This is a genomic window from Micromonospora sp. NBC_01638 (assembly GCF_045209745.1).
Classification (GTDB): Bacteria; Actinomycetota; Actinomycetes; order Mycobacteriales; family Micromonosporaceae; genus Micromonospora.
The window spans coordinates 3,701,859-3,718,578 of sequence record NZ_CP109273.1 but is presented as its reverse complement, the minus strand read 5'-3'; the positions used below and the strand labels follow the sequence as shown (position 1 = coordinate 3,718,578).

Annotated in this window: 19 protein-coding genes and 1 pseudogene; 8 read left to right on the top strand and 12 right to left on the bottom strand. The window is 71.9% G+C overall.

Going from position 1 to position 16,720, the window contains the following annotated elements:
- Positions 1–489: 489 nt before the first annotated feature.
- From OG811_RS17615 to OG811_RS17590, 6 genes are all read left to right on the top strand, one after another.
- Positions 490–705 carry a hypothetical protein gene (locus OG811_RS17615; protein WP_406067157.1) on the top strand — a complete coding sequence of 72 codons (216 nt, stop codon included), beginning with the start codon at positions 490–492 and terminating at the stop codon, positions 703–705.
- 177 nt (positions 706–882) lie between these two features.
- Positions 883–1,242: a YraN family protein gene (locus tag OG811_RS17610; protein ID WP_406067156.1), complete on the top strand. Its 360-nt coding sequence runs from the start codon at positions 883–885 to the stop codon at positions 1,240–1,242.
- Positions 1,243–1,272: 30 nt separating this feature from the next.
- Positions 1,273–2,793, top strand: coding sequence for a YifB family Mg chelatase-like AAA ATPase (locus OG811_RS17605; protein ID WP_406067155.1), 1,521 nt, complete (start codon positions 1,273–1,275; stop codon positions 2,791–2,793).
- Positions 2,790–4,016 (top strand): DNA-processing protein DprA, encoded by a 1,227-nt coding sequence (gene dprA, locus OG811_RS17600; RefSeq protein WP_406067154.1) that lies wholly within the window; start codon positions 2,790–2,792, stop codon positions 4,014–4,016. Before OG811_RS17605 ends, dprA begins: the two co-directional genes overlap by 4 nt.
- Positions 4,017–5,013: 997 nt before the next feature.
- Positions 5,014–6,009 (top strand): tyrosine recombinase XerC, encoded by a 996-nt coding sequence (locus OG811_RS17595; RefSeq protein ID WP_406067152.1) that lies wholly within the window; start codon positions 5,014–5,016, stop codon positions 6,007–6,009.
- Between the two features lie 44 nt (positions 6,010–6,053).
- Positions 6,054–7,235, top strand: a complete 1,182-nt coding sequence (locus OG811_RS17590) for an aminotransferase class V-fold PLP-dependent enzyme (protein ID WP_406067150.1) — start codon at positions 6,054–6,056, stop codon at positions 7,233–7,235.
- A gap of 24 nt (positions 7,236–7,259) precedes the next feature.
- Here OG811_RS17590 and OG811_RS17585 read toward each other — a convergent pair.
- Positions 7,260–7,859, bottom strand: a pseudogene (locus tag OG811_RS17585) (murein hydrolase activator EnvC family protein); the annotation flags it as partial.
- A 143-nt stretch (positions 7,860–8,002) separates the two neighbouring features.
- Here OG811_RS17585 and OG811_RS17580 point away from each other — a divergent pair.
- A complete protein-coding gene (locus OG811_RS17580) occupies positions 8,003–8,635 on the top strand; it encodes a class I SAM-dependent methyltransferase family protein (protein ID WP_406067148.1) in 633 nt (210 codons plus the stop codon).
- 69 nt (positions 8,636–8,704) lie between these two features.
- Here OG811_RS17580 and OG811_RS17575 read toward each other — a convergent pair whose 3' ends face one another.
- Positions 8,705–9,151, bottom strand: coding sequence for a DUF4240 domain-containing protein (locus OG811_RS17575; RefSeq protein ID WP_406067146.1), 447 nt, complete (start codon positions 9,149–9,151; stop codon positions 8,705–8,707).
- 163 nt (positions 9,152–9,314) lie between these two features.
- On the opposite strand from OG811_RS17575, the gene OG811_RS17570 reads away from it, so the two are divergent.
- Positions 9,315–10,457, top strand: coding sequence for a sulfite oxidase (locus tag OG811_RS17570; protein ID WP_406067144.1), 1,143 nt, complete (start codon positions 9,315–9,317; stop codon positions 10,455–10,457).
- Between the two features lie 64 nt (positions 10,458–10,521).
- Here the strand turns inward: OG811_RS17570 and OG811_RS17565 are convergent, their stop codons facing one another.
- The 10 genes from OG811_RS17565 to rpsP all read right to left on the bottom strand — a co-directional run bounded on the left by OG811_RS17565 (position 10,522) and on the right by rpsP (position 16,494).
- Positions 10,522–10,845 (bottom strand): DUF2469 domain-containing protein, encoded by a 324-nt coding sequence (locus OG811_RS17565; RefSeq protein WP_007075222.1) that lies wholly within the window; start codon positions 10,843–10,845, stop codon positions 10,522–10,524.
- Complete coding sequence (locus OG811_RS17560; protein ID WP_406067142.1) at positions 10,842–11,654, bottom strand: ribonuclease HII; 813 nt, start codon at positions 11,652–11,654, stop codon at positions 10,842–10,844. The genes OG811_RS17565 and OG811_RS17560 overlap by 4 nt, the downstream gene beginning before the upstream one ends.
- Positions 11,648–12,133 (bottom strand): NUDIX hydrolase, encoded by a 486-nt coding sequence (locus tag OG811_RS17555; protein ID WP_406067140.1) that lies wholly within the window; start codon positions 12,131–12,133, stop codon positions 11,648–11,650. Before OG811_RS17555 ends, OG811_RS17560 begins: the two co-directional genes overlap by 7 nt.
- Before the next feature lie 48 nt (positions 12,134–12,181).
- Complete coding sequence (gene lepB, locus OG811_RS17550; protein ID WP_406067138.1) at positions 12,182–12,817, bottom strand: signal peptidase I; 636 nt, start codon at positions 12,815–12,817, stop codon at positions 12,182–12,184.
- 10 nt (positions 12,818–12,827) lie between these two features.
- On the bottom strand, positions 12,828–13,697 hold the full coding sequence (gene lepB / locus OG811_RS17545; RefSeq protein WP_406067136.1) for a signal peptidase I: 870 nt from the start codon (positions 13,695–13,697) through the stop codon (positions 12,828–12,830).
- Positions 13,698–13,879: 182 nt separating this feature from the next.
- On the bottom strand, positions 13,880–14,236 hold the full coding sequence (gene rplS, locus OG811_RS17540; RefSeq protein ID WP_406067134.1) for a 50S ribosomal protein L19: 357 nt from the start codon (positions 14,234–14,236) through the stop codon (positions 13,880–13,882).
- A 142-nt stretch (positions 14,237–14,378) separates the two neighbouring features.
- On the bottom strand, positions 14,379–15,152 hold the full coding sequence (gene trmD, locus OG811_RS17535) for a tRNA (guanosine(37)-N1)-methyltransferase TrmD (protein WP_406067132.1): 774 nt from the start codon (positions 15,150–15,152) through the stop codon (positions 14,379–14,381).
- 10 nt (positions 15,153–15,162) lie between these two features.
- Positions 15,163–15,741, bottom strand: a complete 579-nt coding sequence (gene rimM, locus OG811_RS17530; protein WP_406067130.1) for a ribosome maturation factor RimM — start codon at positions 15,739–15,741, stop codon at positions 15,163–15,165.
- Positions 15,741–16,001 carry an RNA-binding protein gene (locus tag OG811_RS17525; protein WP_172862164.1) on the bottom strand — a complete coding sequence of 87 codons (261 nt, stop codon included), beginning with the start codon at positions 15,999–16,001 and terminating at the stop codon, positions 15,741–15,743. Before OG811_RS17525 ends, rimM begins: the two co-directional genes overlap by 1 nt.
- Positions 15,976–16,494 carry a 30S ribosomal protein S16 gene (rpsP, locus tag OG811_RS17520; protein ID WP_406067129.1) on the bottom strand — a complete coding sequence of 173 codons (519 nt, stop codon included), beginning with the start codon at positions 16,492–16,494 and terminating at the stop codon, positions 15,976–15,978. Before rpsP ends, OG811_RS17525 begins: the two co-directional genes overlap by 26 nt.
- Positions 16,495–16,720 lie beyond the last annotated feature (226 nt).

Below are 16,720 nucleotides of genomic sequence, written 5' to 3'. Positions count from 1 at the left end.
CGCCCGCGCCATTTCAGCACCGCCGACCGCCGTTGTTCACCACCCCGGCCCCGGCATGAGGGTGGCTGCCTGCCCGAGTTCCCGACCGAGTGGCGCGGTCGGCTCGACTCCGGCAGCGAACGCCGGCACCGACGCACGGTGGCTACCCGGGCCAGGTCTCGTCGCGCGCTTGGTGCGGCCGGTGAACCTTGATCCACGCCTGCACTGCCGCGCGGTCCCAAACTCGCACCTTGCCGCTGGCAACCGTGTCGATCGGTGCCGGAAAGTTGGCGTGGTTCGTGATCTCGGTGGCCCGGGTGCGCGACACCCCGCCGAGGCCAAGATCAGGCACCACAACCCCATGATCGACGGGGCCGGGCCGCCCCTTTCTCGCGATCTTGCACTTTCTGCCTCGACTTAGGGGGCATTCCACGCATCTCGGCGACCGGAACTGCAGATCGGCGGGCGGGGCGCTCTGGCGTGGTGAACCTGGGTGTCGGGAGTTCACCCGTGCCCCGTTGGCCCAGCAACCGGACGCTAAACAAGCAGCGGGCCACCATCTCAGAGCACGACGTGTACGGATCGTGCGAGCGCTGCCGGCCAGACGAGTACACGGAGCTGAGTTGGGCGCGCGACCGGGTGAAGGCGTACCGGCTGGTCGGCAACCAGGCGCAGCGCTACGAGGAGACCCCGCCAAAGCCGTCGGGCGACGCGCAGTGCGGGTAGCGGCAGCTCGCCGGGCCGGTGGGAGCCGACGGCTCAACGCCCGGGTGGATCGCCAGCACCGGCGCCGTTAGCACAGCGCGAGCTTGATCGTCTGGTTGTCCACAGCACGCCCGTTGTCCACAGGTGGGGGGTCGCCGGGGTCGCGGTGCTGGTGCGACGACGGGCACCGTGCCGGCCATGACGAAGCGGAATCAGGCGGTTGGCGCGTACGGCGAGCGGTGCGCCGCCCGGCACCTGACCGAGGCAGGGCTGCGCCCGATCGCCCGAAACTGGCGCTGCTCGGCCGGGGAGATCGACATCATCGCGTGGGACGGGCCGGTGCTCGCCTTTTGCGAAGTGAAGACCCGCCGGAGCGATGACTTCGGCACACCGGCCGAGGCTGTCGTACCGGCCAAGGCCCGTCGGCTGCGTGGGCTCGCCGCGCGGTGGCTGACCGAGACCGGCACGACCGCCGAGGAGGTGCGTTTCGACGTGCTGTCGGTGTGGCTGCCCGACGCGGGGCCGGCGCAGGTCGACCACCTCAAGGGCGCGTTCTGAATGTGCACTCGGAAGGGTCGGTGACGCGCCATGAGCTACGCGAAGGTGCTCTGCGTGGGCCTGGTCGGGGTCACCGGCCACCTGGTCGAGGTGGAGGCCGACCTGGCCGCCGGCCTACCGGCGGTGGTGATCTCCGGTCTGCCGGACACCGCCCTGCACGAGGCCCGCGACCGCGTCCGCGCCGCCGTGGTCAACTCCGGCCAGCGCTGGCCCAACCGGCGGATCACTCTCAACCTGCTGCCCGCCACGCTGCCGAAGTTCGGCTCGGCCTTCGACCTGGCCATCGCCGCAGCGCTGCTGGGCGGTTCGGGTGAGCTGCCGCTGCTCCCCCTGGACGGTGTGGTGGTCCTCGGCGAGTTGGGGCTGGACGGGACGGTCCGGCCGGTCCGGGGCGTGCTCCCGATGGTCGCCGCCGCAGCCCAGGCCGGCGTCGCGCGGGTGATCGTCCCGGTCGGCAACGCCGCCGAGGCCGCGGTCATCCCCGGGGTACGGGTGCGCGCGGTGGACACCCTGCACCGGCTGGTCGCCTTCGTTCGCGACGGCACCCCGCTGATCGAGCCGCCGGCCGCCACCCCGGCACCGGTGGTCGGTGGGCCGGATCTCGCCGAGGTCGCCGGGCAGCAGATGGGCCGGCGCGCGTTGGAGGTCGCCGCGGCCGGCGGGCACCACGTGGCACTGCTCGGCCCGCCGGGTGCCGGCAAGACGATGCTCGCCGAACGGCTGCCGTCGATCCTTCCCGAGCTGGACGACGACGCGGCGCTGGAGGTGACCGCCCTGCACTCGGTCGCCGGGCTGCTGCCGCCGGGCGGTCAACTGCTGCGTCGCCCACCGTTCCAGGCGCCGCACCACACCGCGACCGTGCCGTCGCTGGTCGGTGGCGGCTCGGGGCTGGCCCGACCGGGCGCGGTGTCGCTGGCGCACCGCGGCGTGCTCTTTCTGGATGAGGCCCCCGAATTCACCAAGGGGGCGTTGGAGGCGCTGCGCCAGCCACTGGAGCACGGCCGCATCCAGCTGAGTCGCAGCGGGGGCGGCACCGTTTACCCGGCCCGGACCCAGTTGGTGCTGGCCGCCAACCCGTGCCCGTGTGCCAAGCCGGCCGGCGACGCGCACTGCGAGTGCACCCCGCTGGCCCGCCGCCGCTACCTGGGCCGGCTCTCCGGGCCACTGCTCGACCGGATCGACGTGCAGGTGCGGCTGATGCCGGTGCGGGCGGCGGAGCTGATGGCACCCGACGGCGAGGCCGAGCCCTCGGCGACGGTCGCCGCCCGGGTGGCGGCGGCCCGGCAGGCGGCGGCCACCCGCTGGGCCGGTCTCGGCCGGCGGCTCAACGCCGAGGTGGACGGCCCGCACCTGCGCCGACCGCCGTGGCGGCTGCCCGCCCGGGTCACCGCCGAGCTGCGGGGCCGGCTCGACTCCGGCTCGCTGTCGGCGCGCGGCTTCGATCGGGTGATCCGGATGGCCTGGACCATCGCTGATCTGGACGGCCGGGACCGGCCAGACCTGAACGACGTCCGGGAAGCGATCCAACTACGAACGGGGGAGGCGACGTGAGCGCCGACGAGGAACGCAAACTGGCCCGGGTCGCCCTGACCTGGCTGGCCGAGCCGGGCACCCGCGCGGTGCACCACCTGGTCGAACGACTCGGCCCGGTGGCGACCCTGGACCTGCTGCTCGACGGCGGCAGCCCGGATGGCTGGCTGCACACCACGGTCGCCGCCCGGTCGGCGGCCGGCGACGCCCGGGCGGTGGCGGCGGAGGCGTTGGACCGGGCGGACCGGCTCGGTGCCCGGCTGGTCACGCCGGACGACGAGGAGTGGCCAGCCCGGGTGGCTGGCCTGGCCACGCTGCAACTGCCGGACGCCACCCGCCGGGTGGACGGTGAGACCGCCCCACCGCTCTGCTTCTGGGTACGCGGAAGCTGGCCGCTGGGCGAGGCTTTAGAGCGCTCGGTGGCCGTGGTCGGGGCGCGGGCGGCCACCGGCTACGGCCAGCACGTCGCCACCGAGCTGGGATACGGGCTGGCCGAGCGGGACTGGACAATCGTGTCCGGTGGCGCGTTCGGCATCGACGCTGCCGCCCACCGGGGTGCCCTGAACGCGGGCGGCCTGACCGTTGCCGTGCTCGCCTGTGGGCTGGACCGACCGTACCCGATGGGCAACGCCGCGCTCTTCGACCGGATCGCCGACACCGGGTTGCTGGTCAGCGAGTGGCCGCCCGGTGCCGAGCCGCTGCGGCCCCGGTTCCTGATCCGCAATCGGGTGATCGCCGGAGGCACCCTGGGCACCGTCGTGGTGGAGGCGTCAGCGCGCAGCGGCGCGACGCAGACCGCTCGGCGAGCCATCTACACCAATCGGGTGGCCATGGTGGTGCCGGGGCCGGTGACCTCGGCGATGTCGGTCGGCGCGCACGAGTTGCTCCGCGAGTTCCCCGCCAAGGCCCGGCTGGTCACCGGGGTGGCGCATGTGCTCGAGGAGGTGGGCCGCATCGGCGCTGACCTGGCCCCGCTGGCGCGAGGTCCACAGCGGCCCGCCGACGCGCTCGACGACGACGCGCGGTCGCTGCTGGAGGCGCTGCCCCGCCGGGGCGCGATGGGCGTGGACCGGCTCGCCGCCCGCGCCGGTGTCGACCTGCGAACCGCGCTGCGCAAGCTGTCCCTACTGGAGGAGCTGGCCATGGTGGTCCGTCGCGACGACGGCTACGCCCTCACCCCGCCCGCCAAACCGAAGCGGGAGACGCCGCCCCCGGCGGCGATGGAGGCGTCCGCCTCGGCCTGAGGCTGCAAGCCGATGTATCGGCGCGCGTTGGAAGGCGCTGCGGCCGATATTGGGAAGCCCAGTAATCAGACCTTGCCGATCCGGGAGGCCGGCCTCGAACAAACGGGTCGGCCTCCTGCATCTTCGGGGATGCCCGGACCGGATCGGGGCCGGGGCTCGCCGCGCAGAACCAGTGGAAGCGACCTACGTTGCGGTGCCGGTCGACCGCCGCGAGCGGACCCAGCCCAGGAACCGGCCGTACATCTCGACCGGGTCAGGTGGCATCCAGTAGAGGTCGGCTAGGTCCCGGGGGTCCGGTCCGACTGGGCACCCGCCTCCTGCGGGCTCAGGCCCAGCGGAGAGGGGGCGTGACTAATCCCAACCCGATTGACACTCTCTGTCAATGTTGGCGCGCTAATTCAAGCGCGCTCATGTTGACCTGATCGCTCCGGTCTACCTTCGTCGGCATGGGTGAGGGACCGGGCGAACTCGTCGCCGCAGGCGAGATCTTGGCCATGCTTGGTGTCGGACGGTCACGGTTCAGGCAGATCCAGCAACACCCCGCCTTCCCGCGCCCATACGCCGTCCTCACTGTCGGTTCGATCTGGCTCAAGGCCGACGTCGAGCGGTACATCGCCGAGCACCGTCGCCCCCGCCCCGCCGACGAGGACGAACAGCCCCGCCCGTCCGCGCGCTCCCGCGCCCCGTCCTGGACATCGAGCGACCCGCCCAGGTACGCACATGGAAGCTGCTCGGGACCCCGGCCAGCCGGGGATGCCGCTACTGTGCACGGTCATGGGTGCAATCAAGCCGTGGCACATCGCCACGCTGTGCTGTCTCGTCACGTCCGCCGCGCTCATCGCCGGCCTGGTCATCTTCCTGATCAAGAGGAACAACCGCCGCTAAGGGGCGATCGTGTCTACTCGCGTACGCCGACCGGCCGTAGGCTGGTGCCGTGTCAGCCGTCAGTGACGGGTACCGGGGCCGAGGAACCAGCCAGCACAATGGCGCGGCCACGATGAGCCGTCCTGACCGGGGCACCCGGGCCATGCACCAGGCACTACCGCCGGCGCTGCGCGACGCGGTCGACGACTTCGCCGAGCACCTGTCCCGGGTTCGTAACCGGTCGGAGCACACCGTCCGCGCGTACGTCACCGATCTCGTCTCCCTGCTCGACCACGCCGTACGGATGGGCTGCGTCGACCTGGCCGGCCTGGACCTGTCGGTGCTGCGCAGCTGGCTGGCGCGGCAGCGCACCACCGGTGCGGCCCGCACCTCGTTGGCCCGGCGGGCCGCGTCGGCGCGGGCGTTCAGCGCCTGGGCGCACCGGGCCGGGCTGCTCTCCGCCGACGTGGGTGCCGCGCTGGCCAGCCCTCGCGCGCACCGGGAACTGCCCAACGTTCTGCGCGCCGACCAGGCAGCCGCTCTGGTCGAGGCGCCGGCCCGGCAGCCACCGCCCGCAGACCCACCACCAACCCAACCGGCACCGGACGCGACGGAGGACGCCGAGGCGGTGCCGCTGCGCGACCGGGTGCTGCTCGAACTGCTCTACGCCACCGGCGTACGGGTCAGCGAGGCCTGCGGGTTGGACGTCGGCGACGTCGACCACGGCCGGCGGGTGATCCGGGTGTTCGGCAAAGGCGGACGGGAACGCTCGGTGCCGTACGGGGTGCCCGCACAGTGCTCGCTGGACGACTGGTTGCGCCGGGGCCGCCCGGCGCTGGTGGGCGCCCGCTCCGGCGACGCGCTGCTGCTCGGCGCCCGGGGTGGTCGGCTCAACCCGACGACCGCGCGTCAGATCGTCGGTGCGTACGCCGAGGCTGCTGGCCTGCCCCGGACCAGCCCACACGGTCTGCGCCACTCCGCGGCCACCCACCTCCTGGAGGGTGGTGCGGACCTGCGTGCGGTCCAGGAGTTACTGGGCCATTCGTCGCTGGCCAGCACACAGATCTACACACACGTCTCGGTGGAGCGGCTGCGCGCCGCCTACCGTCAGGCCCACCCGCGCGCCTGATCAAGGGCCGGAGGGCGGGGGACCCCGGCGGTTACGCTCATCGGGTGAGCGTCCCGCAGCCCCCTGAGCCGATCCCGGGCGCCCGCCTGCTCTTCTCACTGGACCAGGCGGTCAGCCACCTCAACCACGGCTCGTTCGGCGCGGTCCCGATCGGGGTGCAGCGAGCCCAGCAGCGGCTGCGCGACGAGATGGAGGCCAACCCCCTGCGGTTCTTCACCCAGGGGCTGGTCGACCGGATCGCGCACACCCGCCGGCACCTCGCCGGGTTCCTGGGCGCCGACCCCGACGGCAGCGCCCTGGTGGGTAACACCACCACCGGTGTCGCCGTGGTGCTTCAGTCGATGGGCCTGCAACCCGGCGACGAGGTGCTCAGCACCGACCATGGGTACGGGGCGGTGAACCTGGCCATTCAGCGGGAGTGCCGTCGTACCGGAGCGGTCAGCCGGGTCCTACCGATCCCGCTGGACGCGACCGACGAGCAGATCGTGCAGACCATCCGCACCGGCCTGCGCCCCGGGCAGACCCGGCTGCTCGTCGTCGATCAGCTCACCTCGGTCACCGCCAAGCTCTTCCCGACCGCCGCCATCGTCGGGGTCGCCCGCGAACACGGCGTGCCGGTCCTCGTGGACGCCGCGCACGCGCCGGGCATGCTGCCCGTCCCGGTGGCCAGCGTCGGCGCCGACTTCTGGGCGGGCAACCTGCACAAGTGGGCGTACGCCCCACGTGGCACCGCCCTGCTGGTGGTGGCACCGCAGTGGCGGGACCGGATCGAGCCGCTGGTGGTCTCCTGGGAACAGGAGTCGGGTTTCCCGGCCCGGATCGAGTGGCAGGCGACTCTCGACTACACCTCCTGGTTGGCCGCCCCGGCGGGCCTGTTCACGATGCGCAGTCTCGGCGTGGACCGGGTGCGGGCGCACAACGCCGCGCTCGCCGCGTACGGCCAGCGGGTGGTGGGGGACGCTCTGGGGGTGCCTCCCACCCAGCTGCCCGACCCCGGCGGGCCGGGGGTGTCTCTGCGTCTCATCCCGCTGCCGGCCGGCACGGCCACCACCATCGACGCGGCGCGGGCGTTGCAGACGCGGATCGGTGCGCGGCTCGCCGCCGAGGTGGCGGTGATCGGCTGGAACGGCCAGGGTTGGCTGCGGCTGACCGGTCAGGTCTACAACACCGCCGACGAGTACGAACGGTTGGCCGTGCGGCTGCCGGCACTGCTCGCCCAGCGCTGAGCCCACTCGTCCCACCGGCACCGGCCCCGCCACTGGGAACAGTCGCACCGGGCCGAGGCCAAGCAGTGCCAGCGGGTCCAGATATTCGGTGCCCCGGCGCAGGCCCCAGTGCAGGCACGCGTCGGCCGGGCAGCCCGGATGGCCGGGCAGCAGCTCGCCCAGTGGCGCGCCGGCGGCGACCGGCTGGCCGGGGCGTACGGCCGGTTGGACCGGCTCGTGGGTGGTCCGCAGCCCGTCGGCGTGCCCCACGGTGATCACCGGGCGGCCGGCCACCAGACCGGCGAAGAGCACGGTGCCCGAACCGGCGCTGCGGACCACCGCTCCGGCCGGGGCGGCCAGGTCGACACCCCGATGGCCGGGAAGCCACGGTTGGGGCGGTGGATCGAACCCGCGTACCGGACGAGGCGGCCCGTCGACCGGCCAGCGGAACCGTCCCGGCCCGGCCCCCGCCGGGCCTGGCGCCAGCACCGCTACCGGCACGGCCTGCGTCGGGGATTGGCCGGGCACCGCCGCGACCAGCACCGCCAGCCCGCAGAGCTGCACGGTCAGTGCGAGTGGGAACGCGGTGCAGAGCAGCACGGTACGGCGGATCGAGCCGAAACATGTGGCGGATGGCGGTCGCATGATGGCAGCCTCCGGCCGAGGCCGGCTCGCCCGCCAGCCCGGCCGACGGAGCTGTGGACAACCAGAGGTCCTGTGGACGACCACCCGAAGGCTTTGATGATCTGCTATGCCCGGGCTTGGGAGACGCTGTCTATGCTGGGCCGATGACCCGGGACTGGCTCTCCTGGCACGAGGACTACGACCAGCCAGGGTCGGCGTTGGCCGCCCGACTGACCGAGGTGCAGAGGCAGGTCCGGACTGCCCTGGACCAGGCGCCCGCCGGGCCGCTGCGGGTGGTCAGCGCCTGCGCCGGTCAGGGGCGGGATCTGATCCCGGTGCTCGCCACGCATCCCCGCCGCAGCGACGTGACCGCCCGCCTGGTCGAGTTGGACCCACGCAACGCCGCAGTGGCCGAGGACGCCGCACGGGCGGCCGGGCTGACCGGCGTGCAGGTGGTGGTGGGCGATGCCGCGTCGACCGACGCGTACGCCGATCTGGTCCCAGCCGACGTGGTGCTGCTCTGCGGGGTGTTCGGCAACGTGTCGGACGCCGACGTCAGGGCCACCGTCGGGCACTGCGCCGCGCTCTGCGCGAGCGGCGGCACGGTGATCTGGACGCGGCACCGGCGCGAGCCCGATCTGGTGCCCACCATCTGTGACTGGTTCGTGCAGGAGGGGTTCGCTCAGGTCGCGGTGGGCACCCCGGCCGATCAGGTTGGTGTCGGCGTGAACCGGTACCTCGGCCATCCCCGGCTGCTGCCTCCCGGGGTGACGATGTTCCACTTCCTCCCCAACTGATCCGGCCGTCCGAGACGCCGGGTACGCCCTTCGGCGTGCCCGGCGTCTACCAGACGACTCTCGGTCAGGTCACCACCACTGTTCGTTGGAACCGGTCTCGTAGTCGTACTCCTCGACGTGATCCCACTCCTTCCCGGTCACCTTCTGGTAGGCGTTGGACGGGACATCGAGAATCGATTCCGCATGCGCGGCCTCCACGGTGGTGAAGCGCTCGAACGCCGCGGCATCGGCCAGCACGGCATCGAACGCCGCTGGTCCCGCCACTACCACCGCGCAGCGCGCATACAGGAAGCCATCATCGGACAGCTCGTCCGCACCCGGTGGAACGGCCTGAGCGAGCACCCTGCGGTCCAACTGGTACAGCTTGAACGCGAGCGCCTCGGCGAAGTCGATGATCCGCTCCACCGGCTCTTCCCACAGCACGGAGGTCAACCGCTCGTACGGCCGGTCGTCCTGGACCTCGGGCTGACCGCCCAGCACCGCAACGAGCCGCCAGAATTCCTCATCCGCGAGCATTGAGATCCTCCGCCCATCATCGCTCGGTCGAGCTGGTGCCAGTTTCCACTTCCTCCCCCGCTGACCCCACCCAGCCGTCCCGCCGGGCCGTTTTCGGGCGGTCGCGGAGGGCCTAGGCTGGGCCGCGTACGGCGGGTGCCGCCGTTTGGACCGGGAGGCCCGTATGACCACTGTCGACGACCGGACGCCGCCCCCGAACGGGCCGACGGTGGCTGAGGTGAGCGGCCCGTCGCGGCTCGCGGAGCCGGACGAGGCGATCAGCGCCGAGGAGTTGCAACTCGCCGCCCGTAACCACGGCATCCCGTTGGAGGCGCTGCGCTACGACGTCACGCCGGCTGGGCTGCACTACCTGCTGATCCACTACGACATCCCGGAGCTCGACCCGGCGACGCACACGCTGACCATCGGCGGCGCGGTGGACCGGCCGCTGACGGTCACGCTTGCCGAGCTGCGCGAGCGGCCGCGGGTCACCCGCCAGGTGACGCTGGAGTGCGCCGGCAATGGTCGAGCCCTGCTGCACCCCCGGCCGGTCAGCCAGCCGTGGCTGGTCGAGGCGGTCGGCAACGCCGAGTGGACCGGCACCCCGCTGGCACCGCTGCTGCGTGCGGCGGGCCTCGGGCCGGACGCGGTGGACGTGGTCTTCACCGGCGCCGATCACGGTGTCGAGCGCGGGGTTGAGCAGGACTACCAGCGGGCGCTGCCGGTCGCCGACGCGCTGCGCGAGGAGGTGCTGCTGGCGTACGAGATGAACGGCGCTCCCCTGCTGCCACAGCACGGCGCGCCGCTGCGGCTGATCGTGCCGGGCTGGTACGGCATGGCGCACGTGAAGTGGGTGCACTCCATCGAAATCCGGACCGAACCGTTCGAGGGGTACCAGAACGCGGTGGCCTACCGGGTGCGCCGGGACGCCGACGACCCGGGCGTGCCGGTCACGCGGATCGAGCCGCGTGCGCTGGTCCGACCGCCCGGCTTTCCCGATTTCATGTCCCGTCGCCGGGTGTTGCGGCCGGGACCGTGCACCCTGGACGGTCGGGCCTGGTCGGGGCACGCGCCGGTGGTTGCCGTGGAGGTGACCACCGATGGCGGGGAGAGCTGGGCACCGGCCGCGCTGGACCCGGCGGAGGGTGGGGATTTCGCCTGGCGGCGCTGGCGACACGAGTGGGTCGCGACGCCCGGTCGGTACGTGCTCGGCGCGCGGGCGACCGACGCGTCCGGGCGGACCCAGCCGGTCGAGCAGCCGTGGAACCGGGGCGGCTTCGCCAACAACCTGGTGCAGCGGGTAGAGGTCGTGGTGCCGGCCGAATGATCGGCCGGCAGGTGCTACGCCACGGGTGGGGGGCCCGTGGTGCGGCTGGCCGGCACGGGTGCGGTCAGCCGCCGAAGCCGGAGTCGGCGGGCAGCGAGATGTCGGGCTTCTCCAGCTCCTCGACGTTGACGTCCTTGAAGGTCATCACCCGGACGTTCTTCACGAAGCGGGCAGGACGGTACATGTCCCACACCCAGGCGTCGTGCATCTCGACCTCGAAGTAGACCTCGCCGTCGGAGTTGCGCACGTGCAGGTCAACCTGGTTGGCCAGGTAGAACCGACGCTCCGTCTCCACCACGTACGAGAATTGGCGGACAATGTCGCGGTACTCCCGGTAGAGCTGCAGCTCCATCTCGGTCTCGTACTTCTCGAGATCTTCCGCGCTCATCGCACTCCGCCTTCCATGGCCACATCTTCCCCCACCGACGTCGGAGGCCGAGGCTGCTCGCCCAACGCCACGCCGACGGTACCCCCTGACGCCCACAAGCGCTCCATCGGCTCTTGTGGGCTGTGGCCGCCGGGCCGCCGGGCGCGCGGCGGCCGGCCGTCGCGGCCGGAGACCGCGGCGACATTGACGTACGAGAACCGGTGCTCCCGGCACGGCCCGTGCTCCCGCAGCGCCGCGGAGTGCTCCGGGGTGATGTAGCCCTTGTGCTCGGCGAAGCCGTACGCCGGAAACACCACGTCCATCTCCACCATCATCCGGTCCCGGGTGACCTTGGCGAGCACGCTGGCTGCGGCCACGCACGCGGCCACCCGGTCGCCCTTCCACACCGCCAGCCCGGGCACACCCAGGCCGTCCACACCGAAGCCGTCGGTCAGCACGTACTCCGGGCGCGTGGTGAGCGAGGCGAGCGCCCGGCGCAACGCCGCCAGGTTGCACACGTGCAGACCCCGGGCGTCGACCTCCCCCGCCGGGATGACCACCACGGCGTACGCGAGTGCGCGGTCCACCACCTCCGCGTACACCCGTTCCCGGCTCGCCGGGGTGAGCAGCTTCGAGTCGGCCAGGCCCTCGATTTCGCCACGCCGACCTTCGGGTAGCACCGCCGCGGCGGCGACCAGCGGACCGGCGCAGGCGCCCCGACCCGCCTCGTCGGCACCGGCGACGTGCCGGAAGCCGCGCCGTTGCAGCGCCCGTTCCAGGGCGTACAGCCCGGCCTCGCGGCGCACGACGGTACGCGGCGGGGTCAGCACGACGCCTCACCCCGCTCGGGTGCCCTCGACTGCCCCAGCCGGTTCAGCAGGGCGGGCAGTTCGGACGGGTAGAAGCGCTCACCGCTGGCCGCCAACTCGTCGGGCAGCCACCAGCGGTGACCGGCGATGCTGCGCTGCTCGACGTCGTTGAAGCCTGCGGTGTCCACCTGCCAGGTCTGCACCCGGAAGAGGAAGAAGTCCTGCTCCTGGCGGTACCACTTGCCGTCGAACGGGAACTCGGTCGCGTCGGACCAGACCGGCTCGCCCAGCTCGGCCGGGTCGAGTCGCAGGCCGGTCTCCTCGGCCAACTCTCGGACCGCGCCCGCCGCCGGGGACTCCCCCGGATCGAGCCCGCCGCCCGGGGTGAACCAGTAGCGGTGCCCGGGTCGTGCCGGGTCGAAGCCCTCGAACAGCAGGACCCGGCCGGCCGCGTCGACGAGCAGCACGCGAGCCGCGCGTCGAGGGGTGTAGACGGTCACCGCCCCAGCCTGCCAGACCGATGGCGGATCGCCCACGCCCCCGTCGGTCTACGGCTTGGGAATACCGTCGTACTGATCCGGCACGGTGAGCCAGGTGGCCCGGTTGACCGGCCAGAAGACGGTGAACGCCCGCCCGACCACGTCATCCTCGGGGATGGTGGCCTCGGTGATGTTCTGCCCGGACTGCTGCCAGTGCTCCAGCGAGTCACCGGAGGCCGAGCGGTGGTCGCCCATCACCCACAGCCGGCCCTTCGGCACGGTGATGTCGAACTCCTGGTCGGCCGGCTTGTCGCGGATCCCGTCCATCGAGAAGATGTACGGCTCGTCCAGCGACTTGCCGTTGATCATCAGCCGTTCCTGCGGGTCGCAGCAGACCACGTGGTCGCCGGGGATGCCGATGACCCGCTTGATGAAGTCCTCACCGTCGGGGTTGCCGCTCCACTCGATTGGAGCCTTGAACACGATCACCTCGCCGCGATGCGGCGATCGGAAGTCGTACACCAGCTTGTTGACCAACACCCGGTCATCGATCTTGAGAGTGTTTTCCATGGACGGGGAGGGGATGAAGAAGGTCTGCAGCACGAAGGCGCGGACCAGCACCGCGACCAGGATCGCCACACCCAGCAGGATCGGCAGCTCCTTCCAGAAGGAGCTGCGCGGCTTGTCGGTCTGCTCGTCAATCACGCCAAGGAGCCTACGTTGCCCGGCTGGATGGCACCGTCCGGAACGCGCGGTAACCCCGTAGTGCGGCTGCCAACGGGAGAATCAGCAGCGCACCGCCCTGCGGGGTGGGTCGCACCGGGGGTGCGCCGGAGGATGCCGTGGCCGGCCCGGACACGTCGTCGAACGTCGACGGCACCGACAGCGGATTCCACCGCGACGAGGGCCAGACCACCACGAAGGCCCGGCCGACCACGTTGTCGATCGGCACCGGGCCCTGGCAGCGTGCGTCCTGGGAGACCTCGCGGTGGTCACCCATCACGAAGATCTGACCGGGCGGTACGACGACCTCGTCGAAGCGCCGGGAGCGGCACTCCGACGGGTTGGGCGGCAGGTCCAGTGGAGAGTCCCGCAGGACGTACGGCTCGTTGAGCGGCGTGCCGTTGACGGTCACCCGACCCTGGCTGTCGCAGCACTTGACCCGGTCGCCGGGGAGGCCGATCACCCGCTTGATGAAGTCCTTCTCACCGGGGCGGCTCACGCCGACCAGGTCGCCGACGGTCCGGGTGAGCTTGCCGGCGAAGCCCGGCGCCGGCTGCTCGTCGACCTGCGGTGCCCAGCGGTCGGTGCCCCGGAAGACCACCACCTCGCCACGCACCGGGTCACGGACGTCGTAGACGACCTTGTTGACCAGCACCCGGTCCCCGATGAGGAGCGTGTCCTCCATCGAGCCGGACGGGATGAAGAACGCCTGAAGCAGGAACGTGCGAATCAGCACCGCTAGGCAGAACGCGACGACCAGCAGCAGCGGTAGCTCCTGCCAGAGGGGCATCTGCCGGCGGCCACGCCGGGCCCGACGGCGCCACGGATCGACGGTGCCGTCCTCATCAAGCGTCTGCACCACGCCACTCCCCGGTCCGCAGAAACACCACCGCCCGGGAGCCTCGTCGAGGCTCCACGGGCGGTAGTGGACAGCTGCCCACCACAGGGGTGGGCCCGCCGCCTCGCTGCGCCCGTACCGAACAGGGTAGTGCGGTCTGGTCGGTACGGCATACGCGCAGCTCGGGCGGCGTGGCGAGCGTGAAGTCAGCTGGGCTGCTTCTCCCGCTTCTCCTTGATCTTGGCCTTCTTGCCGCGCAGCTCGCGCAGGTAGTACAGCTTGGCGCGGCGCACCGCACCACGGGTCACGATCTCGATCCGGTCGATGCCCGGGCCGTTGATCGGGTAAGTCCGCTCAACGCCGACACCGAAGCTGAGCTTGCGGACCGAGAAGGTCTCGCGCAGACCGCCACCCTGGCGACGGATCACGACGCCCTGGAAGATCTGGACACGGGACCGGTTGCCCTCGACGACACGGGCGTGCACCTTGACGGTGTCACCGGCCCGGAAGTCGGGAAGGTCGGTCCGCTTCGACTGGGCGTCAAGGGCGTCCAGGATGTTCATCGCTGCGTCCTCGTAAGGCTCACGGCGCACCGTCATTCGGTGCGCGGGTGGGTGGTTCTGATCCCCGGGTGGTGCCGGCGGGCCGACCCCGGTCGGGAATCCTCGCAGCCGCCCGCGGGCGCGGACGGATGCGGCAACCTCCCTACTTTGCCACATCCCCCGCCGGTGGTTGAAATCCGGCCTGGTCCAGGGCAGCGATGTCCCGTTTGTCGAGCCGATCGGCGGGCAGTGCCGCGAGCAGGTCCGGACGTCGGACGGCAGTCCGCAGCAGACCCTCCTCGCGCCGCCAGCGAGCGATCTTGCCGTGGTCACCGGAGCGGAGCACCTCCGGCACGTCGTGCCCACGCCAGCTCGGCGGCTTGGTGTAGATCGGCGCCTCCAGCAGCCCGTGCGCGTGCGACTCCTCGTCCAGCGAGCCCGCGTTGCCCAGCACCCCCGGCAGCAGCCGGGTGACCGCCTCCAGCATCACCAGGACCGCGACCTCCCCGCCGAAGAGCACGTAGTCACCGAGCGAGACCTCGGTGACGGGCATCCGGGTGGCGGCGTGCGCCAGCACGCGTTGGTCGATCCCCTCGTAGCGCCCGCAGGCGAAGAGCAGATGCGACTCGGCGGCCAACTCGTACGCCATCGCCTGGGTGAACGGGGCACCGGACGGCGACGGCACCAGCAGCCGGGGCGGCGGAGCCTCGGCCGGCGCGAGCGCGTCCAGCGCCTCACCCCACGGCTCCGGGCGCATCACCATCCCCGGACCGCCGCCATAGGGGGTGTCGTCGACCGTGCGGTGCACGTCGTGGGTCCAGGTCCGCAGATCGTGCACGGCAAGCTGGAGTACGCCGTTGGCCCGCGCCCGCCCGATCAGCGACAGGTCCAGCGGGGCGAAGTACTCCGGAAAGATCGACACGATGTCGACGCGCATGGGGGTGGTCCTAAAGGTCGAGCAGTCCGGCTGGCGGGTCGACGATCACACGTCCACCGGCGAGGTCGACCTCCGGAACGATCGCCCGGACGAACGGGATCAACGCGGTACGCCCCTCGGGCCGCCGCAGCACCAGCAGGTCGGAAGAGGGTGCGTGGTCGATCCGGGCAACCTCGCCCAGCCGTTCGCCGGCCGGGGTCACCACGGCCAACCCGACCAGCTGGTGATCGTGGAACTCCTCCGGGTCGTCCGGCGGGGCCACGTCGGCGCTGTCCACCACGAGCAACGTCCCGCGCAGCGCCTCGGCGGTGTCACGATCCGGGACGCCGGCGAACGCAACCAACATCCGGCCCTGATGGAAGCGGGCTTCCTCGATGGTCAGCTCCGCCGGGACCCGGAACGGCACCCCGGGCTCATCCGCTGAGGCAGCCGGGGGCTCCGCTGGGGCAGTCGGGGGCGTCGCCCCCGGCTCAGTGCGCAGCACTGTGCCGGGGGCGAACCGTGCTTCGGGCTCGTCGGTCCGCACTTCCACGGTGACCTCACCGCGGATACCGTGCGGCTTGCCGATCCTGCCAACGACGAGCTGCATCAGTACGAGTCGACGATGTCGACGCGTACTCCGCGCCCGCCGATGGAGCCGATCACCTGGCGCAGCGCCTTGGCGGTCCGGCCGGACCGCCCGATCACAGTGCCGAGGTCCTCGGGGTGCACGCGGACTTCGAGCCGCTTGCCCCGACGGGAATCGACCATCCGCACCCGGACGTCATCCGGGTGGTCGACGATGCCCTTGACCAGGTGCTCCAACGCCGGACGCAGAGGCATGTCAGGCCTGCTCACCGGCGTCGGCAGCGGCGGCCGGAGCCTCAGCCTTCGGAGCCTCAGCCGGAGCCTCAGCCTTCGGAGCCTCAGCCGGAGCCTCGGTCTTCGGAGCCTCGGTCTTCGGAGCCTCAGCGGCCTTGGCGGCCTTCTTGGCCGGCTTGGCCGGGGTCTCCGGGGCGAGCCCGGCGGCGGCCTTCGCCTCAGCCTCGTACGCCGCCTTGCGGTCGGCCCGCTCGGGGGCGACCAGGAGCGGCGGCGGGGCCGGCAGGCCCTTGTACTTCTGCCAGTCACCGGTCAGCTCCAGCAGCCGCTGCACCGCCTCGCTCGGCTGAGCGCCGACGGACAGCCAGTACTGGACCCGCTCCGACTTGACCTCGATGATCGAAGGGTCTTCCTTGGGCTGGTAAACCCCGACGAACTCGATCGTCCGACCGTCACGCTTGGTGCGCGAATCGGCAATGACGATGCGGTACTGCGGGTTGCGGATCTTGCCCATCCGCAGGAGCCGGATCTTTACGGCCACAGTTGTTTCGCTCCTGTTGCGATCTCACCGGCCCGTACGGGCGGTGTGCATGGGTGAGCGCCGACCGGCACCGTGGGGTTGGGCCGGAGACAACTCGGTGGACTAGCGACGTGCCCGGGTTAGAGGGCGCCGGACGCGCGCCGGATACCAGCGACCTATTCTGCCAGATGCAGCGCCGATCACTCACACCGGAGCCCCGGGCCGGCTCACCCGATGCCACTACGTG